Source organism: Micromonospora yangpuensis (assembly GCF_900091615.1).
GTDB classification, from domain to species: Bacteria; Actinomycetota; Actinomycetes; order Mycobacteriales; family Micromonosporaceae; genus Micromonospora; species Micromonospora yangpuensis.
In genome coordinates this window covers 3,505,008-3,527,900 of record NZ_FMIA01000002.1, presented here as the reverse complement: position 1 = coordinate 3,527,900, position 22,893 = coordinate 3,505,008, and the positions used below count along the sequence as shown (strand labels likewise).

The following is a 22,893-nucleotide window of genomic DNA, read 5'->3' as shown; positions in this document are numbered from 1 at the left end:
TCCGGTGACCTATGGTCGGAGGGGTCGGCCGGTGGCAGAGGGGGTGACGTCGTGGGGTTTCGGACGTTCATCTCGGGCTGGCCGGTCTACCGGCAGCTGACCGGTACGGATCCGCTGGGGCGGGGTGCGGCGGCGCAGTCGCCGCGGTCGGCGGCGTTGACTGCCCGTACCGAGGCCGCCGAGGGGGTGGCGCGGTCGGTCTGTCCGTACTGTGCGGTGGGGTGTGGGCAGCGGGTGTTCCACTCCGAGGGGCGGGTCACCCAGATCGAGGGTGATCCGGACAGTCCGATCTCGCGGGGGCGGCTCTGTCCGAAGGGCGCGGCGAGTCGGAGTCTGGTGACGAGTCCGTTGCGGGTGACGAAGGTTCGTTACCGGCGGCCGTACGGCACCGAGTGGGAGGATCTGGAGCTCGACGTCGCCCTGGACATGATCGCTGATCGGGTGTTGGCGGCCCGGGCGCAGACCTGGGAGGACGCTGACGCGCAGGGGCGGCCGTTGAACCGTACGTTGGGTGTGGCCAGCCTGGGTGGGGCGACGCTGGACAACGAGGAGAACTACCTCATCAAGAAGTTGTTCACCGCGTTGGGGGCGTTGCAGATCGAGAATCAGGCGCGTATTTGACACTCCGCCACCGTCCCCGGTCTGGGGGCTTCCTTCGGTCGCGGCGGTGCGACGGATTTTCAGCAGGATCTGGTCAACGCTGACGTCATCGTCATTCAGGGTTCCAACATGGCTGAGGCCCATCCGGTGGGTTTCCAGTGGGTGATGGAGGCCAAGAAGCGCGGTGCGACGGTTTTTCACGTGGATCCGCGGTTCACCCGGACGAGTGCGTTGGCTGATGAGTTCGTGCCGATCCGGGCGGGTACGGATATCGCGTTGTTGGGTGGGGTGGTGCGGTACATCCTGGACAACGAGTTGGATTTCCGGGAGTACGTGTTGGCCTACACCAACGCGTCGGCGATCGTGAGTGAGTCGTTCGTGGACGCGGAGGACAACGACGGCATCTTCTCGGGGTTCGATCCGGAGACGTTGAGTTATGTGCAGGACAGTTGGCAGTACGCGGGGCAGGAGTCGGCCTCGGGTAGTGGGCACACGGCCAAGGAGCGGGATTCGGCGGCGGGGTTGGAGCACGAGTCGCATGGTGCGGAGGTGTCGGGGGAGCGGTTGCGGGATGACACGTTGCAGCATCCGCGGTGTGTGTACCAGATCCTGAAGCGGCATTTCGCGCGGTACACGCCGGAGATGGTGGAGCGGGTCTGTGGTGTTCCGCAGGAGATGTTCCTGCGGTTGGCGCGGGCGTGGGCGGAGAACTCGGGTCGGGAGCGGACCGGGGCGTTGGTGTATTCGGTGGGGTGGACGCAGCACAGTGTCGGGGTGCAGTACATCCGGACCGGGGCGATCATTCAGACGTTGTTGGGCAACATGGGTCGGCCGGGTGGTGGGATTCTGGCGTTGCGGGGGCACGCCAGTATTCAGGGGTCGACGGACATTCCGACGTTGTTCAATCTGTTGCCGGGGTATCTTCCGATGCCGCATGCGGCGGATCATCGGACTTTCGACGACTGGGTGGGCAGCATCGTCCGTCCGGGGCAGAGGGGTTTCTGGGGTAACGCGCGGGCGTACGCGGCGAGTTTGTTGAAGGCGTACTGGGGGGACGCGGCGACGCCGGAGAACGATTTCGGGTATGGCTGGTTGCCGCGGATGACCGGTGATCACGGCACGTACCAGCAGGTGTTGAACATGATCGACGGGAAGGTGAAGGGGTACTTCCTGTTGGGGCAGAATCCGGCGGTGGGTTCGGCGCACGGGCGGGCGCAGCGGCTGGGGATGGCGAATCTGGACTGGCTGGTGGTGCGGGATCTGTTCGAGATCGAGAGTGCCAGTTTCTGGCGGGATTCGCCGGAGGTGGCCACCGGGGAGATCGTGCCGGCGGAGTGTCGTACCGAGGTGTTTCTGTTGCCGGCGGCCTCGCATGTGGAGAAGGAGGGCACGTTCACCCAGACGCAGCGGTTGGTGCAGTGGCGGGAGAAGGCGGTGGATCCGCCGGGTGACTGTCGGTCGGAGTTGTGGTTCTTCTTCCATCTGGGGCGGGTGCTGCGGGAGAAGTTGGCGGCCTCGACGTTGCCGAGGGATCGGGCGTTGTTGGATCTGGCGTGGGACTATCCGACGGATGGGCCGTACGCGGAGCCGAGCGCGGAGGCGGTGTTGCGGGAGATCAACGGTTTCGATGTGGTGTCGGGTCGGCCGTTGTCGTCGTTCGCGGAGGCGCGGGACGACGGGTCGACGGCGGTGGGGTGTTGGATCTACTGCGGGGTTTTCGCCGACGGGGTGAATCAGGCGGCGCGTCGTCGGCCGGGCCGGGAGCAGGACTGGGTGGCTGCGGAGTGGGGTTGGGCGTGGCCGGCGAATCGGCGGATGTTGTACAACCGGGCGTCGGCTGATCCGCAGGGGCGGCCGTGGAGTGAGCGTAAGCGGTATGTGTGGTGGGACGCCGGGCGTGGGGAGTGGACGGGGTACGACGTGCCGGATTTCGAGCGGACGAAGCCGCCGTCGTACCGGCCGCCGGTGGGGGCGTCGGGGGTGGCGGGTATCGCTGGTGACGATCCGTTCGTGATGCAGGGTGACGGGAAGGCGTGGTTGTTCGCGCCGAGTGGGGTGTTGGACGGGCCGTTGCCGACGCACTACGAGCCGGCGGAGTCGCCGTTGCGTAATCCGTTGTACGGCCAGCAGGCGAATCCGACGCGGAAGGTGTACGACCATCCGGTGAATCCGATGAATCCGAGTCCGCCGCAGCCGCATGCCGGGGTGTTTCCGTTCGTGTTCACGGTGAGTCGGCTGACGGAGCATCACACGGCGGGTGGGATGAGTCGGACGGTGGCGCCGTTGGCGGAGTTGCAGCCGGAGATGTTCGTGGAGGTGTCGCCGGAGTTGGCGGGGTTGGTGGGGTTGGCGCATCTGGGGTGGGCGCATCTGGTCAGTGCGCGGTCGGTGATCGAGGCGCGGGTGTTGGTGACGGAGCGGTTGCGGCCGTTGCGGGTGGATGGTCGGGTGATCCATCAGGTGTGGTTGCCGTATCACTTCGGGTCGGCGGGGTTGGTGACGGGTGATTCGGCGAATGATCTGTTCGGGATCACGTTGGATCCGAACGTGTTGATCCAGGAGAGCAAGGTCGGTACGTGTGATGTGCGGCCGGGGCGGCGGCCGAGGGGGCCTGGGTTGCGGGATCTGGTGGTGGACTACCAGCGTCGGGCGGGGTTGGTGCCGCCGGGGGTGCCGCCGGTTCTGACGACCGGGCCGGGGTGGGTCGAGACGTCCCGGTCGGCGGATGAGAGTGACCGGGGTGGTCGTGGGTCGGTGGCGGGGGAGGGTGGGCGGGATGGTTGAGGTTGCCGGTGGGCGGGATCCGGCGGGGGAGGCGGGTTGGTCCGGTGCCGCGCCCCGGATGGGGTTCTTCACCGATACGAGTGTCTGTATCGGGTGTAAGGCGTGTGAGGTGGCGTGCAAGGAGTGGAATGACGTGCCGGGGTCGGGGTTCGACCTGCTGGGCATGTCGTATGACAACACGGGGGCGTTGACGGCGGATTCGTGGCGGCATGTGGCGTTCGTGGAGCAGCCGGCGGTTGCGGGGTCGGCGTCGGTGGCCTCGGGTGGGGCGCAGTTTGTGGGGATGCCGGGTTCGGGGCCGCCGGGGCGGGAGTCCGGGGTGGCGGGGCGGACGGATTTCCGCTGGTTGATGATGTCGGATGTCTGTAAGCACTGCACGGATGCGGCATGTCTGGATGTGTGTCCGACGGGGGCGTTGTTCCGGACGGAGTTCGGGTCGGTGGTGGTGCAGGAGGACATCTGCAACGGGTGTGGGTACTGCGTGTCGGCGTGTCCGTACGGGGTGATCGATCGGCGGGCGGGTGATGGGCGGGCGTGGAAGTGCACGTTGTGTTATGACCGGTTGGGTGCGGGGTTGACGCCGGCGTGTGCGCAGGCGTGTCCGACGGAGTCGATCCAGTACGGGCCGTTGGAGGAGTTGCGTCAGCGGGCGGCGGAGCGGGTGTCGGTGTTGCGCGGGCGGGGGGTGCCGCAGGCCCGGTTGTACGGTCATGATCCGGCGGATGGTGTGGGTGGTGACGGTGCGTTCTTCCTGTTGTTGGATGAGCCGGAGGTGTACGGGTTGCCGCCTGATCCGCGGGTGACGACGCGGGATCTGCCGGCGATGTGGCGGCGGGCGGGGTGGGCGGGGTTGGCGATGGTGGCGGCGGCGGTGGCCGCGTTTGTCGGGGGGTCGTCGTGACGGTGTCGGGTGGGGCGGGTCGGCGGCGGCGGCGTTCCGGTGGGGGTGGGGAGGCGTTGGCGGTGCCGGCGGCGGAGTTCACCTCGTACTACGGGCGGCCGGTGTTGAAGCCGCCGGTGTGGACGTGGGAGATCGCGGCGTATCTGTTCACGGGTGGGTTGGCGGCCGGGTCGTCGGTGTTGGCGGCGGGTGCGCAGGTGACGGGTCGGCCGGCGTTGCGGCGGGTGGGGCGGGTGGCGGCGTTGGCGGGGGTGGTGGCCAGTGGGGTGTTGCTGGTGGCGGATCTGGGGCGGCCGGCGCGGTTCCATCACATGTTGCGGGTGGTGAAGCCGACGTCGCCGATGTCGGTGGGGACGTGGATCCTGAGTGTGTTCGGTCCGGCGGCGGGGGTGGCGGCGGTGGCCGAGGTGGTGCCCTGGTTGCCGGATCGGGGGGTGTCCGGGGTGGGGCGTCGGGTGGTGCCGCCGGTGGGGCATGCCGCGGGGTGGGTGGCGGCGGTGACGGCGCCGGCGTTGGCGACGTACACGGGGGTGTTGTTGGCGGACACGGCGGTGCCGTCGTGGCATGAGGCGTATCCGGAGTTGCCGGTGATTTTCGCTGGTAGCGCATTGGCCAGTGGCGCGGGGGTGGGGTTGGTGGCGGCGCCGTCGGGTGAGAGTGGTCCGGCGCGGCGGATGGCGGTGGCCGGGGCGGCGTTGGAGTTGGTGGGTGCGCATCGGGTGGAGACCCGGTTGGGTTTGCTCAGTGAGCCGTACCGGTCGGGGGTGGCGGGCCGGTTGTTGCGGGCCGCCAGGGTGTTGACGGTGCTGGGTGCGGTGGGTGCGGTGGCTGGTCGGCGTAGCCGGGTGGTGTCGGTGGTGTCGGGGGTGGCGTTGTTGGCGGCGTCGGTGGCGACCCGGTTCGGGGTGTTCCACGCGGGGGTGGTGTCGGCGCGGGATCCGCGGTACACGGTGGTGCCGCAGCGGCAGCGGTTGGCGCGGCGGGTGGCGGGGGCCGGTTCGGGTTCCTGAGCGGCGGGCCGGGTCGGGTTGTGGTTCACTGCTGCGTGGAGGCGTTCAGGCGGCTGGTGCCCCTCCCGGTCTTCAACACCGGTGTGGTCCGGGATCCGGGCCAGGCGGGTTCGATTCCCGTCCGTCTCCGTCAGCTGGTGATTCGGGGGTGCTGTCGCGGTGGGTGATGTGCGCCGTCGGGTGCCGCGTACCGACGTGTTGTTGGTGGAGCCGCGGTTGGCCGCGGCGGTGGCGGTGGTGGGTCGGGAGCGGGTCAAGCAGGCGATCGGGCGGGCGCAGCAGCGGGCCCGGCGGGGTGAGATCGACCCGGGTGCGGTGGTGGAGGCGGCGGTGGCGGAGCTGCCGGCGGGGCCGCGGGTGGTGTTGAACGCCACGGGTGTGGTGGTGCACACGAATCTGGGTCGGGCGCCGTTGTCGGCTGCGGCGGTGGAGGCGGTGGTGGCCGCGGCCGGGTACACCGATGTGGAGTTCGATCTGGTCACGGGTGGGCGGGCCCGGCGGGGTCGGGATGCGGTGGAGGCGTTGGCGGCGGCGGTGCCGGCGGCGGGTGCGGTGCATGTGGTGAACAACGGGGCGGCGGCGTTGGTGTTGGCGGCGACGGTGTTGGCCTCGGGTGGTGAGATCGTGGTGAGCCGGGGTGAGCTGGTGGAGATCGGTGACGGGTTCCGGTTGCCGGATCTGCTGGTCAGCACGGGTGCCCGGTTGCGTGAGGTGGGCACCACCAACCGGACCACGTTGGCCGATTATGCGGCTGCGGTGGGTGCGGGGACGGGTTTCGTGTTGAAGGTGCATCCGTCGAATTTCGTGGTGTCGGGGTTCACCGGGCAGGTGTCGGTGCGGGAGTTGGCCTCGTTGGGTGTGCCGGTGGTGGTGGACATCGGTTCGGGGTTGTTGGCCCCTGACGCGTTGTTGCCTGACGAGCCGGATGCGGCCAGTGTCCTGGCTGCGGGGGCGACGTTGGTGACCGCCAGTGGGGACAAGTTGTTGGGTGGGCCGCAGGCCGGGTTGTTGTTGGGTGCGGTGGAGGTGGTCCAGCGGTTGCGGCGGCATCCGTTGGCGCGGGCGTTGCGGGTGGACAAGTTGACGTTGGCGGCGTTGGCGGCGACGGTGGGTGCGCCGGTGACGCCGGTGTCGGCGGCGTTGCACGCCGATGTGGGTGTGTTGCGGCGGCGGTCGCAGGGGTTGTGTGCCGGTTTGGTGGCGGCGGGTCGGCCGGCTGAGGTGGTGGCGAGTGTGGCGGTGGTCGGTGGTGGTGGGGCGCCGGGGGTACGGCTGGAGTCGTGGGCGGTGAGTGTGCCGGAGCAGGTGGCGGGGCCGTTGCGGACCGGGTCGCCGCCGGTGGTGGGTCGGGTGTCGCGGGGGCGGTTGTTGGTGGATCTGCGGTGTGTGCCGGTGGAGGCCGACCGGGTGGTCCTCGACGCGGTGTTGCGGGCCTGGCCGGTGGGTTGACATGTGGGTGGTGGCCACCGCCGGTCATGTCGATCACGGGAAGTCGACGTTGGTGCGGGCGTTGACGGGGATGGAGCCGGACCGGTGGGCTGAGGAGCGTCGCCGGGGGATGACCATCGACCTGGGGTTCGCGTGGACGACGCTGCCTGGTGGGGCGACGGTGGCGTTCGTGGATGTGCCGGGGCATGAGCGGTTCGTGCCGAACATGCTGGCCGGGGTGGGGCCGGTGCCGGCGGTGCTGGTGGTGGTGGCCGCTGACGAGGGGTGGATGCCGCAGTCGGCGGAGCATCTGGCGGCGTTGGACGCGCTGGGGGTGTCGGCGGGGCTGCTGGTGGTGACGCGTGCCGATCTGGCCGATCCTCGGATGGCGTTGACGCGGGCCCGGGAGGAGCTTGCCGGTACGTCGTTGGCGGGTGTGGAGGCGGTGGCGGTCAGCGCGGTGACCGGCGCGGGGCTGCCACGGTTGCGGGAGGCGTTGGGGCGGTTGGTGGCCGGTATGGCGCCGCCGGTGGTCGATGCGCCGGTGCGCCTGTGGGTGGATCGGTCGTTCACGGTGCGGGGGGCGGGCACGGTGGTCACCGGCACCCTTGCCGCGGGTCGGCTGCGGGTGGACGACGTCCTGGAGGTGACGGGGCTGGGCGCGCCGGTGCGGGTGCGGGGGTTGCAGTCGTTGGGGGTGGCGCGGTCGGAGGTGTCGGCGGTGGCGCGGGTGGCGGTGAACCTGCGTGGGGTTCCCCGGGAGCGGGTGGGTCGGGGGGATGCGTTGTTGAGTCCGGGCCGGTTCGCCTTGAGCGCGGTGTGGGATGTGCGTCTCAGCGGTGTGCCGGTGGCGCAGTTGCCGGCGACGGCGATGGTGCACGTCGGGTCGGCGCAGGTGGCGGTGCGGTTGCGGCCGTTGGGGGTGGACACGGTGCGGCTGCGGTTGGATCGGCCGTTGCCGGTGCTGGTGGGGGACCGGGCGTTGTTGCGGGATCCGGGTCGGCGGTGTGTGGTCGCCGGGGTGCGGGTGTTGGACACCGATCCGCCGGTGTTGCGTCGTCGGGGTGCGGCGGCGGCCCGGGCGGTGGTGTTGGCCGATGTGGACGGGGTTGCGGATCTGGTGGGGGAGGTGCGGCGGCGTCGTCTGGTGCGGGCGGGGGACCTGCGCCGGATGGGGGTGTCGACGGCGGGTGCGGTGCCGGTGGCCGGTGACTGGTTGGCCGACGTCGACTACTGGGCGCGGTGTCGGGTGGCGTTGGCGGTGGAGGTCGAGCGGTACGGGCGGGAGCGGCCGTTGGAGCCGGGGCCGCCGGTGGAGGTGCTGCGGCGGCGTCTGGGGTTGCCGGAGCGGGTGTTGGTGGTGGCGTTGGTGCGGGCGCCGTTGCGGGTGGTCGACGGTCGGGTGGTGGCCGAGGGTGCCGGTGGGTTGCCGGTGCCGGTGGCGCGGGCGGTGGACCGGTTGCGGGTGGAGTTCGCCGGGTGTCGGTTCCGGGCGCCGGAGGCCGACCGGTTGGCCGGGTGGGGGTTGGGGCCGCGGGAGGTGGCCGCGGCGGTGCGGGCCGGGGTGTTGCTGCGGTTGCCGGGCAACGTGGTGTTGTTGCCGGGGGTGCCGCAGGAGGCGGCGCGGGTGTTGGCGGGTCTGCCGCAGCCGTTCACGGTCGGTGCGGCGCGGCGGGCGTTGGACACCACCCGTCGGGTGGCGGTGCCGTTGTTGGAGTTGTTGGATGCCACGGGGGTGACCCGTCGGCATGCCGACGACAGTCGGTCGGTGGTGGGTTGAGGTTCGCCGGCGGGGGTCTGCGGTGGTGGTTAGGGTCAGGTGGTGGACCCTTCGGCGGTCTGGCGGGACCGTAACCACCGGTGGCGGATCGAGGCGTACCGGGTGCCGGATCTGCGGTTCGCGGTGGTGGCGACCAACGGTACGACCGAGTCGGCGCCGTTGTGGTTGTTCGGGATGCCGGCGTTGGCGCGGTGGTTGATGACCCATGCGATCTCGTTGGACGATCTGGAGGTCGACTGACGGGTTTCCCCCGTCCGGAGGACACCTCTGCCGAATCGGACAGAAGTGGCAGGTGAAGTCGTATCGTCGGGTGGGTGAATGACCGGGGGTGGCGTACCTTCTTCGCGGTGCTCGCCGGGCTCGCGGTGATCTACTTCGGTACCACCGGGCGGGGGCCGGACGAGCCGGCTGGGGTCTCCGGTGGGCTGATCGTGTTGGCGCTGCTCGCGGCGTTGCTGGTGTGGTATCTGACCCGGCCGGGTAACGCCGCCTAGGCGGTCGCCTGGCGGCTGATGTCGGTGGCGGCCTTCTCGTCGAGGGTGACGCGGACCAGGGCGCTGGCGAGGCGGCCGAGGTCGGCGGGTGCGACCAGGTGGGCCAGCTGTGGCGCGGAGGTGGGCAGGCCCAGCCGGCGGGCACCGGCGAGGGCCCGGCGGTCCAGGAAGGGCCGCAGGTCCGGCCAGACGCTCTGGGCCTCGCGGAGGAAGATGTCGGCGCCGGTGGGTCCGATGCCGGGGAATTCGGTGAGCGCGCGGCGCAGCGCCGTGCGGTCGGCGCCGGTGTCGGCGTGTAGCCGCCGCAGGTCGCCGTGCCAGCGCTGCTGGCAGTGTGTGGCGGCGGTGCCGAGCATGGTGGCGGTGCGTTCGTCGTAGCGGCGGTAGTGGGCCGCCCCGAGGGCGTCGACGCGGTCGGACCAGCTCGCCGCGGCCATGGCGTGCGGGGTGCGGTAGCCGGCGGCGAACAGGTGCCGGGCGGCGCTGACCGCCAGGGATGCCCGGATGCGGGTGCTGAGCAGGGTGGTGAGCACCAGCAGCTGGTACAGCGGGGCGGGCCGGTCGGTGAGGGTGATGCCGGCGTCGTCGGCGAAGGTGCGGCCGTGGCGGTCCAGCAGGGCCCGGGCGGTGCGGTGCGGGTCGGTCATGTCCGGTGGGTACCCGCCGGGGCGGCCGCGATGCCGGTGTCCGCGGCGGGTATCCCGTGTCGGTGGTGCTCAGCGGCGTGGGCCGGTACGGCAGGTCACTTGGGGGCGCCGGCTTCCCGTTCGCCCTTGGGGCCGTAGGTGCGGTCGCCGCGGACCACGCCGCGTTGGCCGCGGTCCTCGCGCAGCACCTGGTTGGCCACGTCGTTGGCCTCGCTGTCGGTGGCGCGTCCGGAGTTCTCGACGGCGGTACGCAGCCGCGCGCGTTGTTTGTCGTAGGCGTTGCTGCCTGGTCGTGGTCCCGCCATGGTGGGCCTCCCCGTGGGTGGTGTGCGTGTGCCGCGGTGGGTCTACCCGGCGGGGGCGCACCCATGCCCGGGTGTGGTGGGCGCGGGTCAGTGCGGGGCGCGGACCACGGCGACCGGGCAGGCGCTGTGGTGTAGTACCGCCTGGCTGACCGAGCCGAGCAGCAGCCCGCCGAGCGCGCCGTGGCCGTGGCCGCCGACGACCAGCAGTTGCGCCTGCCGGGAGGCGTCGAGCAGGGCGGTGCGGGTGCGGGCGGGCACCGGGTGGCGGTGGACGGTCAGGTCGGGCAGGCGGTGGGTGAGGTCGGCGACGGCGTCGGCGACGATCTGGTCGTGGATCTGGCGTAGTCGTTGCTTGTCGTAGACGACCGGTTGCATGTCGCCGGGGGAGGTGGCGGTGGGATGCCGGTAGGCGTGCAGCGCGACGAGGTCGGTGCCGCGCAGGGTGGCCTCCTGGGCGGCGAAGTCGACGGCGGCGGCGGAGACCGGTGAGCCGTCGACGCCGACGACGACGGGTCCGTGGGGGTGGTCGGCGCCCCGGGCGATGAGCACCGGGCCGGGGGCGTAGGTGGTGACCTGGACGGCGACGGAGCCGACGAGCAGGGCCCCGAAGCCGCCGAGACCCCGGTCGCCGAGCACGATCATCGCCGCGGTGGGGGCTTCGCCGAGCAGGACCGCCGAGGCCTCACCGTCGATGATCTCCCCGGTGACGGGCAGGTCCGGTATGGTGCGTCGGGCGGTGTCGACGGCCTCGGTGACCAGCTGTTCGGCCTGGGGGCGCAGTGCGCTGCCGGATGGGCCACCGGTGGGCAGGTGCAGCCTCGGCCAGATGAAGGCGTGTACCACCCGCAGTGGCCGTTGGTGGCGGTGGGCCTGGGTGGCGGCCAGGCCGACGGCCCGCAGTGCCTGCGGTGAGCCGTCCACGCCGACGACCACCGCCGCGTTGTGTGCCGAGTTCACCGGTCACCTCCTGCCCACCTGGGTTCCGGGGGTCAGTATCGCCGTCGCCGTGGTGTCGCCGGGCCGATACCGGGGCACCGGTGCCTCCTGGGGTGTCGGGTGGCCGGCCGGCGACGCCCGGACGGAGACGGCCAGTGCCGGCGGCGGTCGGTGGGCCACCGTCCGTATGATGCTTGCCCTACGGCAAGAACATGTGCGGAGGACGACCATGCCGGATGCGCCCGCAGGGGTGTCGCGTGCGCTGCGGGCGGCGCCGCCCGACCAGTTGGCCGAGGCCGCCGACGCCGCGATCCGTCTGGCGTTGGCGGCCTGCCGCACCGACGTGTTCATCGCCGACTACCAGATCAGCGGCCTGTGGCCGGTGCTGGGCGGGCCGTTGACCGATGCCGGCCAGCAGCTGGCCCAGCGGTGTTTCAGCAGCCAACAGCCGGTGTTGGACACCGGTGAGGACGGCCGGTGCCGGGTGTTCGTGCCGTTGTCGGTGTGGGGGGAGCGCCTCGGTGCGCTGCTGGTGGAGCTGCCCCGGGTGCCGGGGGCCGACACCGTCGAGCAGCTCGGTGACGTCGCCGGTGAGCTGGCGGTGGCGTTACGCGCGGCGGACCGGGAGACCGACCGGTACCGGCGGGTACGGCGCCGCGAGCGGTTGAGCATGGCCGCGGAGATGCAGTGGGACCTGCTGCCGGGGCGCAGCGTCGACCAGCCGGGGTTTCTGTTGGCCGGCCAGTTGGAGCCGGCGTACACCGTCGGCGGTGACCACTTCGACTGGTCCCTGGACGGTGACCGGTTGACGGTCACGGTGCTCAACGGGGCGGGCAGTGGCCTGCCGTCGGCGTTGTTGACGGCGGTGACGGTCAACGCGATGCGCAATGCCCGACGGTCCGGGGGTGCGCTGGTCGAGCAGGCCGAGTTGGCCTCGGACACGATCTTCTACCAGCACCGGGGTGGCCGGCACGTGGCGACGCTGCTGTTGGAGGTCGACGTGCGCGCCGGGCGGGTGCGGGCGGTCGACGCCGGTTCCCCGCACGTGCTGCGGCTACGCGGCGGTGCCGTGACGGCGATCACCCTGGAGCAGCAGCTGCCGCTGGGCATGTTCGCCGAGACCCGCTACGACGTGCAGGAGTTCGACCTGGTCGCCGGGGACCGGCTGTTCGTCGTCTCCGACGGTGTCTACGCCGCGTCACCGGGCGGGGCGGAGCCGTACGGGCAGCGGGCCATGGCGCGGGCGATGCGGGCCACGCGGCTGCAGCCGGCGACCGAGGCGGTTGGTACGGTGATGCGGGAGCTGCACGCCTACCATGCCGATGCGGATCTGCGTGACGACGCGGTCGTGGTCTGCCTCGACTGGCACGGCACGCACGACCAGGCCGGCTGATGCGGGCGGTAATCGAGTTGTCGGTCGAGAACGAGCGGGACGATCGCAGGGGACACCGGGTGGAGCGACCTCCGAACCTTGCCGTGGCGATCGAGGCGGCAGCCGAGGCGTTGGTCGGTGTGCTGGAGTCGGCGGTGACCCGGCACGACCTGACCGTCTCACCGACGCAGCTGCGGGTGTTGGCGTTGATCAGCACCCGGCCGGAGTTGAACGTCAACCGCCTGGCGGAGCTGCTCGACGTGGTGCCGTCCTCGGCCAGTCGGCTCTGTGACCGGTTGGAGGCCACCGGGCTGGTGCGGCGGGTGGCCGATCCCCGGGACCGCCGCGAGGTCCGGTTGGTGCCCACCGCGGCGGCCGAGACGTTGTTGGGTGAGGTCAAACAGCGGCGGCACCGGGCGGTGCAGGCGGTGTTGGACCGGATGCCGGGGCGGGCCCAGCACGAGCTGCTGCTGGCGTTGCTGGCCTTCGGTCAGGCCGTCGAGGTGCCCGCGGCCGCGCCGGAGAACACCGCCCGCACGGCCTGACCTTCGCTGTTGAGTGCTGTCACCCGCGGTGACCGTCACCGTCACCGGCCGGGGGGTGCGACAACGCCCGTTATAGTGGCAGCGCAAGTCACCGGCCCGCGATCGACCGATCGTGGGCCGCATTCAGGCGCAGGTGCCGCCCGGGGCCGGCAGGCACGGTGGGCGCGGCGTCACGCACGTGCGATCGCGTGTCCGCTGTCCGCGGGCGAGGCGCGCACGCCCGCGGGGGGAGGTACGGTGTCGCGTTGGCCCGCTCGGGCGGAGCATCGACCGACCGCCGAATCCGGGCAGCTGGGCCCGGCGGGTCGGGTGTTGACCGTGCCCAATGTGATCAGTTTCGTACGGCTGCTCGGGGTGCCCCTGTTCCTGTACCTCTTCCTGGTCGTCGAGGCGGATGTGGCCGCGATCGTGGTGTTGGCCGTGGGCGGCACCACCGACTGGGTGGACGGCTGGGCGGCGCGGCGGCTGGGTCAGGTCAGCCGGCTGGGGGAGTTGCTCGACCCGTTCGCCGACCGGCTGTACATTCTGGCCACCCTGCTGGCGTTCACCGTGCGGGAGGTGGTGCCGTGGCAGTTCACCGTGGCGCTGCTGGCCCGGGAGCTGCTGCTGTTGGGGTCGCTGACGGTGCTGCGTCGCCACGGGTACGGTCCGCCGCCGGTGCACTACGTGGGTAAGTCCGCCACGTTCCTGCTGCTCGCGGCGTTTCCGCTGTTGCTGCTGGCCGCGGCGGTGCCGGGCACGGCCACCGTGGCGGCGGCGGCCGGTTGGTCGCTTGCCTGGTGGGGGCTGGTGCTGTATTGGGTGGCCGGGGCGTTGTACGTGGTGCAGGCGGGGCGTCTGGTGCGGGCCCGGTCGGCGGGCCGGTCGTGACCGGGCCGGCCGGTGAGGACCGGGAACCCGCCACCGAACGCGTGTACGTGCCGGATTTCCTGACCGAGTTGTTCCGTAACCCGCTGGATCCGGGTTACGCCGAGGCGGCGGCCCGGCCGCGGCCCACCGGCGGTGTCGGCTGGTCGGCGCGGCTGGTCAGCGTGGTGGTGCTGGTGGCGTTGGGGTTCCTGTTCGCGGTGGCCTACCGCCAGACCGTGGCCGAGGAGCCGGGGCGCAGCCAGGCCCGGGCCGGGTTGGTGGAGCAGATCAACCAGCGGCAGCAGCAGTCCGACGAGTTGACCACGCGTGCCGACGAGTTGCGCGACGAGGTCACCCGGCTGCGGGGGTTGGCGTTGAGCGGCTCCGACGCGGCGCGGCTGCGGGAGCTGGAGGCGGGCACCGGGGTGGGCCGGGTACGCGGTGACGGGGTGGTGGTCCGGTTGGCCGACCCGCCGGAGAACCCGAACGCCGTCACCGGCGGCGACGGCGCCAACGGTCCGGACCGGGTGATCTACAGCGACCTGCAGCGGGTCGCCAACGGCCTGTGGGGGGTGGGCGCCGAGGCGGTGGCGATCAACGGTCAGCGGTTGACGGCCACCTCGACGATCCGGTCGGCCGGTGACGCGATCCTGGTGGACTTCCGGCCGGTGACGGGGCCCTACGAGGTGTCGGCAATCGGCGGGCGGGACCTGCGGCAGCGTTTCGAGGACAGCACCACGGCGGCGTTGATGCGCCGGGTGGCCGACACCACGGGGATCTCGTTCGGGGTGCGCACGGCGCGGGAGCTGACCCTGCCGGCCGCCGCCGAGCCGCGGCTACGCTACGCCCGTCCGCCGGTGAGTCCGGGTCCGTCGCCGACGGCGGCGGATGAGCGAACCAGTCCTGAGTCGTCCGATGCGCGGACGTCTCCCAGCCCCAGTGGAGGTGGCCGGTGATCGCGGTGTTGGCGTTGCTCGCCGGTGTGGTGCTCGGGGTGTATCTCGATCCCACCGTTCCGTCGGCGTTGCAGCCGTATCTGCCGATCGCCGTGGTCGCGGCGTTGGACGCGGTGTTCGGTGGGGTCCGGGCGAAACTGGACCGGATCTTCGACGACAAGCAGTTCGTGATCTCGTTCATCTCCAACGTGCTGGTCGCGGGACTGATCGTGTACCTGGGTGACCAGTTGGGGGTGGGTGGGCAGTTGTCCACCGGTGTGGTGGTCGTGCTGGGGGTGCGGATCTTCGGCAACGTGGCGGCGATCCGCCGGCACCTGTTCCGGGCGTAGGTTGGTGGCGTGAGCGAGGAACACACCGAGACGGGCACGGGTTGGCCGGTGCCGCCGGCCGCGCCGGCGCCGGCCACGCCGGCGGATCCCCGGCCGGACTCCGAGGACCCGGACGAGCTGAGTCCGTTGGCGCCGCGCGAGCCGGCGCCGCGGCCGGAGGCCGAGCCGGCCGATCCGCCGCGGCCGGCCGAGCCACCGCCGGCCACCGACGACAGCGCGGCCACGACGGTGGTGCTGCCGCCGCCGGTGGCGCCGTCGCGGCGGTTGTCCTCGGCCGGGGTGGTGATCGCGGTGCTGCTGGCGTTGCTGGGCTTCACCCTGGTGGTGCAGTTGAAGACGACCTCGACGGATCCGTCGTTGTCGGCGGCCCGGCAGGAGGACCTGGTGCGGATCCTGTCGGACCTGGACCAGCGGGAGAGCCGGCTGCGGCAGGACATCGCCGCGTTGGAGGACAGCCAACGGCAGTTGACCTCGGGCGTGGAGGGCAGGCAGGCGGCGTTGGAGGAGGCCCGGCGGCGCGCCGACGAGCTGGGGATCCTGGCGGGTACGTTACCGGCGAAGGGCCCGGGGTTGTCGGTGCGGTTCGAGTCGGTGGCCGGCCCGGTGGAGGCGTTTCGGATCCTGGACGCGGTGCAGGAGCTTCGGGGCGCCGGGGCCGAGGCGATGCAGATCTCCGATGCCGGTGGCGCCGGGGTGCGGGTGATCGCCTCCACGTACTTCCTCGATGCCTCCGGTGGTGGTCTGGTGGTGGACGGCCGGCGGTTGTCGGGGCCGTTGACGATCCTGGTGATCGGTGATCCGGACACGATGCGCACGGCGTTGCGGATTCCCGGCGGGGTGGTCTCGGCGGTGGAGCGGGCCGGCGGTAACGTGATCGTCGAGGAGCGTGAGGTTGTCGAGGTGTCGGCGCTGCACGATCCGATCGAGCTGGAGCACGCCCGTCCGGTCACCTGACCGGCGCGGCTGGCGCCGGGTGACCGGTGCACTGATGGATGAGGACGCGTCTGGTGATTCCTGAACAGCTGCGTTACACCGCCGAGCACGAGTGGGTGGCTGGTGATGACGCCGGGACGGTGCGGATCGGTATCACCCATTTCGCGCAGGATGCCCTTGGGGACATCGTGTACGTCCAGCTGCCCGACGAGGGCGCGGTGGTCGCCGCCGGTGAGTCGCTGGGTGAGATCGAGTCGACCAAGAGCGTGTCGGAGATCTACGCGCCGGTGGGCGGTAGGGTGACGGCGCGCAACGTCGCGTTGGCCGACACCCCTGAGGTGATCAACACCGATCCGTACGGTGCGGGTTGGCTGGTGGAGATCGCGTGTGACGATCCGGCGGTGGTGCGGACCCTGCTGACCGCCGACGCCTACCGCGAGCTTACGGAGAACTGAGTTGCCGGCCGGTCGTGGTGGGGCTTGTCTCCGCGCGTCCGGTTGCCCTGCATTTCGGCGCTGGCTAGGCTCGCCCAGTCGACCGAGAACCCAATAGTTGAGCGTTGTGGAATTGCCTTCCCTGGCACGGGGAGCCAGCCGCCGGGTGTGTGACTGCCCGGCGGCCAGACCCGCCACCACCCGACGCCGACCGATCAAGATCCGTGAGGTGGTCCCATGACGCGGCCAGACGACGAGTTCCCCCCACTCGACGTCACTTCGACGCTCAATCTCGGCTCGCTCGACGAAGTGCTGGAGGGCCCGGACACCGATGTGGTGCCGAGCCGGATGTCCGGTTCGTTGCCGCCGGGAATGGCGTTGCTGGTGGTACGGCGCGGTCCGAACGCCGGCGCCCGGTTCCTGCTCGACCACGACGTGACGACCAGCGGTCGGCACCCCGACAGCGACATCTTCCTCGACGACGTGACGGTGTCGCGGCGGCACGCGGAGTTCCACCGCGACGGTGGCACGTTCACGGTGCGGGACGTGGGTAGCCTGAACGGCACGTACGTCAATCGCGAGCGGGTGGAGGCAGCGACGTTGAGCAATGGTGACGAGGTGCAGATCGGCAAGTTCCGGGTGGTGTTCATCGCCGGTCCGCGTCCGGAGGAGGAGGCCGGCCGGGGGTGAACGAGCCTGCGGCTTCCATTGCGCCGGGAGCGGCCCGGTCACACCCGCTGATGAGCATCGGCGAGGTGCTGGCCCAGCTGCGGGTGGAGTTCCCGGACATCACCATCTCGAAGTTGCGGTTCCTGGAGGCCGAGGGGCTGGTGGAGCCGGAACGGACGGCTTCGGGTTACCGCAAGTACAGCTGGGACGATGTGGCGCGGCTGCGGTTCGTGTTGACCGCGCAGCGCGACCAGTACCTGCCGTTGCGGGTGATCCGTGAGCAGTTGACGCAGTGGGACGCCTCGGCCGACGGTCCGGGTCCGCCGCGCCCGACGTTGGTGGCGGTGGGCCCGGACGGTGCGGTGCCGGGTCGGCCGGCCGTCGAGGCGCCGGCGGAGTCGTCGCAGGTGCGGATGGGTCGGGTGGACCTGGTCGCGCGTAGTGGGATCGACGAGTCGACGTTGGGCGAGTTGGAGCGGCTCGGGGTGCTGGTGTCCGATCCGCCGGGCTGGTACGACGGCGACGCGTTGATCATCGCCCGGGCGGTGGCGGGGCTGGCCGAGTACGGCATCCAGCCGCGTCACCTGCGCGGGTACCGTACGGCCGCGGACCGGGAGGTCGGGTTGTTCGCCCAGCTGGTGGCGCCGTTGGCGCGCCAGAGCGATCCGGCGGCGCGGGCGCGGGCGGCGGAGACGGCCCGTGAGCTGGTGACGTTGTCGCAGCAGTTGCACGCGGCGTTGGTGCGGGTGGGGTTACGGTCGACGTTGGGCCGCTGAGTGCCGTCGGCTCGTGCGCGGTGATCTGTCCCGGCACGCGTGTCGTAGGCTTGCCGGGGTAACCCTTCGCCGATGCGGCGGGCGGCGGTGGCGGCGCGTTGCCCGGCCGGTTCGCGGCCCGTGTACCGTTCAGGCGAAGGGCGGGGCGGGCGTAGGTGACAACGACACGGAGGCGGCGGTGCGCGAGCTGAGCGTGGTCGGAGTTCGGGTGGAGCTGCCCAGCAACCAGCCGATCGTCCTGCTCAGGGAGGTCGAGGGCGACCGTTATCTGCCGATCTGGATCGGTGCGGTCGAGGCCACCGCGATCGCCTACGAGCAGCAGGGCGTCAAGCCGGCACGGCCGTTGACGCACGACCTGCTGCGGGACGTGTTGGCGGCGCTGGAGGCGCCGTTGCGGGCGGTGGAGATCACCGAGCTGAAGGAGAGCGTCTTCTACGCGGATCTGCTGCTGGGTGACGGGGTGCGGGTGTCCGCGCGGCCCAGTGACTCGATCGCGTTGGCGTTGCGGGTGGGGGCGCCGATTCGTTGTGCCGAGCAGGTCCTCAGCGAGGCGGGGATCGTCATCCCGGACGAGCAGGAGGACGAGGTGGAGAAGTTCCGCGAGTTCCTGGAGCAGGTGAGTCCGGAGGACTTCGCGGGTTGAGTCCGCTCCCGGTCCGACCGGCCCCCGGCGCGGGGGTCCGGTCGTCTGTCGGCGACCGGGGAGTGTCGCTGCGCGGCGTGTCGCGCCGGTTTCTCCACGGTAACTCTTCAAGGTCGCTATAGGGTTGCCGTGTCGAGGGGTGCGCGTGCGTGGAAACGGCGTGTCACCGCACTGGCGGGGAGGGTGGCCGGATGCATGAGCCGCATGATTCCGATCCGGGTGGTCCGCAAGGGGCCCCGGGTGTGGTGCCGGTGGACGGGCTGGCTGACGGTGACGGTTCGGTGGGCTACCGGGGTGTGACGGCGTGTCACGCGGTGGGCATCAGCTACCGGCAGTTGGACTACTGGGCGCGTACGGCGTTGGTGGTGCCGAGTGTGCGCGACGCCTCCGGCTCGGGAACGTCCCGGCTGTACTCGTTCCGCGACCTGGTGGTGTTGAAGGTCGTGAAACGGCTGCTGGACGCGGGGGTGTCCCTGCAGAACATCCGCAAGGCGATCGAGGCCCTGCGCTCGCGTGGGGTGGCCGACCTGGCCGGGATCACGTTGATCTCCGACGGCACGACGGTGTACGAGTGCCGCTCGACCGAGGAGGTCGTCGACCTGCTGCAGGGCGGCCAGGGAGTCTTCGGCATCGCCATCGGCGGGGCGTTCAAGGAGATCCAGGGCTCGTTGTCGCACCTGCCGGCGGAGCCCGCCGCGACCGGTGATCCGGAGCCGGTGGTGTCGCAGCCGGCCGGTGACGAGCTGGCCGCGCGCCGGGCCCGACGTCGAGCGGGCTAGACACCACCGGCGGCGGTGACCGTCGGTCATGGTCGCCGGCCACGTCGGGTCCGGCCGGCGGGACCGGCCCGCGCCGCGGTTCGCGCCGCTGGCCGCCGGTGACTTCTGCCCATCTGGTCCATCCGCAGTGGATGATGTCTCACCCGCGGCAGGCCTCCCTGAGCAGCCACAATCACCGAGGGTGAGGATGCTGTCGGGAACCCGATAGGGCGGCGATGGCCGGAAAGGATCGACACGCTATGGTCCGACGACGGTCCGCTGTGGCCCGTTCGTCGACGGCGACGGGTGGACCGGGCAGGATCCCCTCCTCCGGAAGGAACCACCGTGACGGTTACCGAAGAGACCACCCCCACGTCGCACTACGAACGCATCGGCGGCGCCGCCTCGGTCAAGGCCGCCGTGGACCTGTTCTACGACCGGGTGCTGGCCGACCCCGAGGTGGCCGGATACTTCACCGACGTGAACATGACCGGTCAGCGGCGACACCTGGCGGCGATGCTGACGGTGGTGCTCGGCGGACCCAACGAGTACACCGGCCGTGACCTGGCCCAGGCCCACCAGCCGCTGGGCATCACCGAGGCGCAGTACGCCACCGTCGGCGGGCACCTGACGGCGACGCTGACGCAGCTGGGCGTGCCGGCGGACACGCTGGCGTACGTGGCGGACGTGCTGGCCCAGGTACAGGACCAGGTGGTGGCCACCGGGACCCGACCGGGCGTCTGAGCGGTGGACCCGGCGGCACTCAAACAGAGTTGGAACCTGGTCGCCGCCCACGGCGACCAGGTTCCGTTGTACTTCTACTCGACGTTGTTCCTGGCCCACCCCGAAACCCGGCAGATGTTCCCGACCAACATGGCCGGGCAACGCGATCGTCTGGTCGGCGCGTTGGGGCACATCGTGTCCCACGTCGACCAGGTCGACCACCTGGTCGGTTTCCTGCGGGAACTGGGCGCCGACCACCGCAAGTTCGCGGTACGCGCCGAGCACTACCCGGCCGTCGGTGAGGCGCTGCTGGCCACGCTGCGGCACTTCCTGGCCGAGCGGTGGACCGAGGACCTGGCCCGGGACTGGTCCGCGGCGTACACCCTGATCGCCAAGGTGATGACCGAGGCGGCGCAGGCGGCCGAGGCGCAGACCCCACCATGGTGGGTGGCCGAGATCGTCGCCCACGAGCGGCGGGCCTTCGACGTGGCGGTGCTGACCGTCCGCCCGCAGTACCTGCTGCCGTTCGCGGCGGGCCAGTCGGTCGGAGTGTCACATCCGGCGGTGCGGTCGTGGCGGTACTACTCACCGGCCAACGCCCCCCGCGCCGACGGCACCCTGGAGTTCCACGTCCGGGCCGCACCCGGCGGTGCGGTGTCGTCGCGACTGGTGTACGGCTGCGCCGTGGGCGACCAGCTGCACCTGGCCGCACCGGTGGGACAGCGCCTGACCCTGTGGTCGGCCGGCTCGTCGGACCTGCTGCTGCTGGCCGCCGGCACCGGATGGGCGCCGGTGAAAGCCCTGGTGGAACAGGTCGCGGCCGAGGACACCGGCCGGCAGGTGGCGTTGTACGTGGGCGCCCGCTCGGCCAGCGAGTTCTACGACGCCGACGGCATCGACAAGTTGGCGGCGTCCTGCCCGTGGCTGTCGGTCACCCAGGTGGTGGCCGCCGACGCCCGCCGCCCGGGTGAGTTCACCCACGCGGTGGACCGGGCCCTGGCCGACGCCGACTGGCGGTCCCGGCAGGTGTTCGTCTGCGGCGCCGACGCGATGGTGTCGCACGCGGTGTCGACGTTGACCCGGGCGGGCTACCACGAATCCCAGGTCCACCACGAAGGCCTCGGCACCCAGTGGTACGGCCCGACGTGGCGGATCGCGCAGGCAGGCTCCGTCCCCGACAGTTCCGGAGGTGCGCGGTGAGTGCGACCCCAATCGGCAGCTACGACGGGGTGCAGGTGTCCGGTGGCGTACAGGTACGGATGACCTCCGACCGGGTACGCCGGTGGGAGTTCGGCTCGGCGTCGTTCACCCGACGCGGCTACGACCACACCGACGTGGACCGCTTCCGCATGCAGGTGGCCGACGAACTGGACCTGCTGTCCACGCAGATCGCGAACCTGCGCGCCGAGAACGAACGCCTCAACGACCACGTCGAGCTGCACCGGCACGGGGTGATCCCCAGCGCGGGCGCGGCGAAACCACCGGCGGCCAAGGAGGTCAACCTGCTCTCGGCGGCCCAACGCGAGGCCGAGCAGATCATCGCCCAGGCCCACGACTACGCCCGCCGGGTCGCCGAGTACGCCCGCACCCAGTACGAGGCGTACCTGCAGGCCGCCGCCGAGGAGGCCAAGGCCGAGGCGCAGCGGGCGGTGCAGGAGTACCGCAGCTCGGCCGGGGCGGGCTTCGACGACCAGGTGGCCACCCGGGAGGCGCTGCGGATCTTCGGCGAGATGATGATGTCGCACATGCAGGCCGCGGCACGCCACCTCGACGACGGCAGCCAGCAGCTGGCCCGCACGATGGACCGGCTGCACCAGCAGTCGACGCCGGTGGCGTCGGTGGGCACGACGACCCCGCCGGCCCTGCCGCGCCACCAGCAACGGTGAACCCACCCCGGTCACCGCCCGTGGTGACCGGGGTACCGCCGACGGTGCGTGAGGCACCATGGACGGGTGGAACGGACCTTCGAGGCGGTGATCCGGCTGCTGGCAGCCGGTGAGGTGGTGGTGCTCAGCGGCGCGGGCCTGTCCACCGACTCCGGCATCCCCGACTACCGGGGACCCGGCGCGGTGGCCCGGCGGCACACCCCGATGACGTACCAGACGTTCCGCGGTGACCCCGCGGCCCGACAACGCTACTGGGCGCGCAGCCACCTGGGTTGGCACCTGATGACCCGGGCCAGGCCGAACGCCGGACACCGGGCGGTGGCCCGGCTGCAACACGCCGGCCTGGTCCCGGTGGTGCTCACCCAGAACGTCGACGGCCTGCACACCGCCGCCGGCAGCGACCCGGTGGTGGAGCTGCACGGCCGCCTCGACCAGGTGGTCTGCCTGGCCTGCGGCCGGCGGGGCAGCCGCGCCCAACTGCACCGGCGGCTACTCGCGGCCAACCCCGGCTTCACCGCCGCCGACGCGGCGGTCAACCCCGACGGTGACGTGGATCTCCCCGACGAACACGTGGCCACGTTCCGCACCGTCGACTGCGCGGACTGCGGCAGCGGGCCACTCAAACCGGACGTGGTGTTCTTCGGCGAGACCGTGCCACCGGCCCGGGTGGCCCACTGCACGGCCCTGGTCGAGCGGGCCCACGCCGTGCTGGTGCTCGGCTCGTCGTTGACGGTGCTCTCCGGCCGCCGATTCGTCATCCAGGCCGCGAAACAGGACATCCCGGTGGTGATCGTCAACCAGGGGCCGACCCGCGGCGACCGATACGCCCGGCACATCCTGAACGCCCCGCTGGGCACCGTCCTGCCGGCCCTGACCGACCGGCTCACCACCGGCGTCGCCGCCGACCCGGCACCCACCCCCGCAACCGTGTGACAGCCGGCGGTGGGGGAGCGCCGGCACCGGCCACCACGGCGCTGGTAGCGTTGACCATGCCGGTACCACCCACGGGGGAGAGACCGCCCGAGAAACACCGGCGGCGCCGAAGGGGCATATCCTCCCCGGAACCTCTCAGGCAAAAGGACCTCGTGGGCAGGCACTGTGGAACACCAGCGCAGCCCGCGGCGGTGTGACTCAG

General features: G+C 71.4%; 25 protein-coding genes, 1 tRNA gene and 1 riboswitch. Of the genes, 23 read left to right on the top strand and 3 right to left on the bottom strand.

Annotation, left to right across the window (positions count from 1 at the left end):
• Window positions 1-51 precede the first annotated feature (51 nt).
• The 8 genes from fdh (at window position 52) to GA0070617_RS15875 (ending at window position 8,997) form a co-directional block, all read left to right on the top strand.
• Entirely contained in the window at window positions 52-3,384 is a 3,333-nt protein-coding gene (gene fdh / locus GA0070617_RS15905) for a formate dehydrogenase (RefSeq protein ID WP_175440552.1), read from the top strand.
• Window positions 3,377-4,285, top strand: a complete 909-nt coding sequence (locus tag GA0070617_RS15900) for a 4Fe-4S dicluster domain-containing protein (protein ID WP_091446492.1) — start codon at window positions 3,377-3,379, stop codon at window positions 4,283-4,285. Before fdh ends, GA0070617_RS15900 begins: the two co-directional genes overlap by 8 nt.
• A 2-nt stretch (window positions 4,286-4,287) precedes the next feature.
• Window positions 4,288-5,295 (top strand): NrfD/PsrC family molybdoenzyme membrane anchor subunit, encoded by a 1,008-nt coding sequence (gene nrfD / locus GA0070617_RS15895; RefSeq protein WP_229688375.1) that lies wholly within the window; start codon window positions 4,288-4,290, stop codon window positions 5,293-5,295.
• 37 nt (window positions 5,296-5,332) lie between these two features.
• A tRNA-Sec gene (locus GA0070617_RS30595) sits at window positions 5,333-5,425 on the top strand.
• A 29-nt stretch (window positions 5,426-5,454) separates the two neighbouring features.
• Window positions 5,455-6,744 (top strand): L-seryl-tRNA(Sec) selenium transferase, encoded by a 1,290-nt coding sequence (gene selA, locus GA0070617_RS15890; protein ID WP_091438516.1) that lies wholly within the window; start codon window positions 5,455-5,457, stop codon window positions 6,742-6,744.
• A gap of 1 nt (window position 6,745) precedes the next feature.
• Window positions 6,746-8,503, top strand: a complete 1,758-nt coding sequence (gene selB / locus GA0070617_RS15885) for a selenocysteine-specific translation elongation factor (RefSeq protein ID WP_091438513.1) — start codon at window positions 6,746-6,748, stop codon at window positions 8,501-8,503.
• Window positions 8,504-8,545: 42 nt separating this feature from the next.
• Window positions 8,546-8,743 (top strand): hypothetical protein, encoded by a 198-nt coding sequence (locus GA0070617_RS15880; protein WP_091446491.1) that lies wholly within the window; start codon window positions 8,546-8,548, stop codon window positions 8,741-8,743.
• A gap of 74 nt (window positions 8,744-8,817) precedes the next feature.
• The gene (locus GA0070617_RS15875) at window positions 8,818-8,997 is read left to right on the top strand and encodes a hypothetical protein (RefSeq protein ID WP_091438481.1); all 180 of its coding nucleotides are present in this window, start codon (window positions 8,818-8,820) and stop codon (window positions 8,995-8,997) included.
• On the opposite strand, the gene GA0070617_RS15870 is transcribed toward GA0070617_RS15875, so the two are convergent.
• The 3 genes from GA0070617_RS15870 to GA0070617_RS15860 form a co-directional block, all read right to left on the bottom strand.
• A complete protein-coding gene (locus GA0070617_RS15870; protein WP_091438478.1) occupies window positions 8,994-9,644 on the bottom strand; it encodes a hypothetical protein in 651 nt (216 codons plus the stop codon). The two genes, GA0070617_RS15875 and GA0070617_RS15870, sit on opposite strands and share 4 nt — an antisense overlap.
• A gap of 95 nt (window positions 9,645-9,739) precedes the next feature.
• Complete coding sequence (locus GA0070617_RS15865) at window positions 9,740-9,949, bottom strand: phosphatidylethanolamine-binding protein (RefSeq protein ID WP_091438473.1); 210 nt, start codon at window positions 9,947-9,949, stop codon at window positions 9,740-9,742.
• A gap of 87 nt (window positions 9,950-10,036) precedes the next feature.
• A complete protein-coding gene (locus GA0070617_RS15860) occupies window positions 10,037-10,906 on the bottom strand; it encodes a universal stress protein (RefSeq protein ID WP_091438470.1) in 870 nt (289 codons plus the stop codon).
• A gap of 208 nt (window positions 10,907-11,114) precedes the next feature.
• On the opposite strand from GA0070617_RS15860, the gene GA0070617_RS15855 reads away from it, so the two are divergent.
• The 15 genes from GA0070617_RS15855 (at window position 11,115) to GA0070617_RS15785 (ending at window position 22,691) form a co-directional block, all read left to right on the top strand.
• A complete protein-coding gene (locus GA0070617_RS15855; protein WP_091438466.1) occupies window positions 11,115-12,278 on the top strand; it encodes a PP2C family protein-serine/threonine phosphatase in 1,164 nt (387 codons plus the stop codon).
• 59 nt (window positions 12,279-12,337) lie between these two features.
• Window positions 12,338-12,802, top strand: coding sequence for a MarR family transcriptional regulator (locus GA0070617_RS15850; protein WP_091446489.1), 465 nt, complete (start codon window positions 12,338-12,340; stop codon window positions 12,800-12,802).
• Between the two features lie 291 nt (window positions 12,803-13,093).
• Window positions 13,094-13,672, top strand: coding sequence for a cardiolipin synthase ClsA (gene clsA, locus GA0070617_RS15845; RefSeq protein ID WP_229688376.1), 579 nt, complete (start codon window positions 13,094-13,096; stop codon window positions 13,670-13,672).
• Window positions 13,669-14,607, top strand: coding sequence for a DUF881 domain-containing protein (locus GA0070617_RS15840; protein ID WP_091438461.1), 939 nt, complete (start codon window positions 13,669-13,671; stop codon window positions 14,605-14,607). The genes clsA and GA0070617_RS15840 overlap by 4 nt, the downstream gene beginning before the upstream one ends.
• The gene (locus GA0070617_RS15835; RefSeq protein WP_091438458.1) at window positions 14,604-14,936 is read left to right on the top strand and encodes a small basic family protein; all 333 of its coding nucleotides are present in this window, start codon (window positions 14,604-14,606) and stop codon (window positions 14,934-14,936) included. The genes GA0070617_RS15840 and GA0070617_RS15835 overlap by 4 nt, the downstream gene beginning before the upstream one ends.
• 9 nt (window positions 14,937-14,945) lie before the next feature.
• Window positions 14,946-15,890, top strand: a complete 945-nt coding sequence (locus GA0070617_RS15830) for a DUF881 domain-containing protein (protein WP_091438455.1) — start codon at window positions 14,946-14,948, stop codon at window positions 15,888-15,890.
• 53 nt (window positions 15,891-15,943) lie between these two features.
• On the top strand, window positions 15,944-16,324 hold the full coding sequence (gene gcvH / locus GA0070617_RS15825) for a glycine cleavage system protein GcvH (RefSeq protein WP_091438452.1): 381 nt from the start codon (window positions 15,944-15,946) through the stop codon (window positions 16,322-16,324).
• Window positions 16,325-16,540: 216 nt separating this feature from the next.
• Window positions 16,541-16,993, top strand: coding sequence for an oxoglutarate dehydrogenase inhibitor Odhl (gene odhI, locus GA0070617_RS15820; protein ID WP_007071101.1), 453 nt, complete (start codon window positions 16,541-16,543; stop codon window positions 16,991-16,993).
• A gap of 50 nt (window positions 16,994-17,043) precedes the next feature.
• A complete protein-coding gene (gene ftsR / locus GA0070617_RS15815) occupies window positions 17,044-17,748 on the top strand; it encodes a transcriptional regulator FtsR (protein WP_175440551.1) in 705 nt (234 codons plus the stop codon).
• Window positions 17,749-17,926: 178 nt separating this feature from the next.
• The gene (locus tag GA0070617_RS15810; protein ID WP_091438447.1) at window positions 17,927-18,391 is read left to right on the top strand and encodes a bifunctional nuclease family protein; all 465 of its coding nucleotides are present in this window, start codon (window positions 17,927-17,929) and stop codon (window positions 18,389-18,391) included.
• A 191-nt stretch (window positions 18,392-18,582) separates the two neighbouring features.
• Complete coding sequence (locus GA0070617_RS15805; RefSeq protein WP_175440550.1) at window positions 18,583-19,170, top strand: MerR family transcriptional regulator; 588 nt, start codon at window positions 18,583-18,585, stop codon at window positions 19,168-19,170.
• Between the two features lie 324 nt (window positions 19,171-19,494).
• Window positions 19,495-19,893: a group I truncated hemoglobin gene (locus tag GA0070617_RS15800; protein WP_091438441.1), complete on the top strand. Its 399-nt coding sequence runs from the start codon at window positions 19,495-19,497 to the stop codon at window positions 19,891-19,893.
• 3 nt (window positions 19,894-19,896) lie between these two features.
• On the top strand, window positions 19,897-21,072 hold the full coding sequence (locus tag GA0070617_RS15795) for a globin domain-containing protein (protein WP_091438438.1): 1,176 nt from the start codon (window positions 19,897-19,899) through the stop codon (window positions 21,070-21,072).
• Window positions 21,069-21,758 carry a DivIVA domain-containing protein gene (locus GA0070617_RS15790; protein WP_091438435.1) on the top strand — a complete coding sequence of 230 codons (690 nt, stop codon included), beginning with the start codon at window positions 21,069-21,071 and terminating at the stop codon, window positions 21,756-21,758. The genes GA0070617_RS15795 and GA0070617_RS15790 overlap by 4 nt, the downstream gene beginning before the upstream one ends.
• Before the next feature lie 66 nt (window positions 21,759-21,824).
• Window positions 21,825-22,691: an NAD-dependent protein deacetylase gene (locus GA0070617_RS15785; RefSeq protein ID WP_091438432.1), complete on the top strand. Its 867-nt coding sequence runs from the start codon at window positions 21,825-21,827 to the stop codon at window positions 22,689-22,691.
• Window positions 22,692-22,755: 64 nt separating this feature from the next.
• Window positions 22,756-22,852: riboswitch (glycine riboswitch) on the top strand.
• Window positions 22,853-22,893: the final 41 nt, after the last annotated feature.

Coding starts and splice junctions, on each gene's coding strand:
- GA0070617_RS15900 (WP_091446492.1), top strand. CDS start 3,377: ATGGTTGAGGTTGCCGGTGGGCGGGATCCGGCGGGGGAGGCGGGTTGG.
- selB (WP_091438513.1), top strand. CDS start 6,746: ATGTGGGTGGTGGCCACCGCCGGTCATGTCGATCACGGGAAGTCGACG.
- GA0070617_RS15870 (WP_091438478.1), bottom strand. CDS start 9,644: ATGACCGACCCGCACCGCACCGCCCGGGCCCTGCTGGACCGCCACGGC.
- GA0070617_RS15865 (WP_091438473.1), bottom strand. CDS start 9,949: ATGGCGGGACCACGACCAGGCAGCAACGCCTACGACAAACAACGCGCG.
- GA0070617_RS15855 (WP_091438466.1), top strand. CDS start 11,115: ATGCCGGATGCGCCCGCAGGGGTGTCGCGTGCGCTGCGGGCGGCGCCG.
- odhI (WP_007071101.1), top strand. CDS start 16,541: ATGACGCGGCCAGACGACGAGTTCCCCCCACTCGACGTCACTTCGACG.
- ftsR (WP_175440551.1), top strand. CDS start 17,044: ATGAGCATCGGCGAGGTGCTGGCCCAGCTGCGGGTGGAGTTCCCGGAC.
- GA0070617_RS15805 (WP_175440550.1), top strand. CDS start 18,583: ATGCATGAGCCGCATGATTCCGATCCGGGTGGTCCGCAAGGGGCCCCG.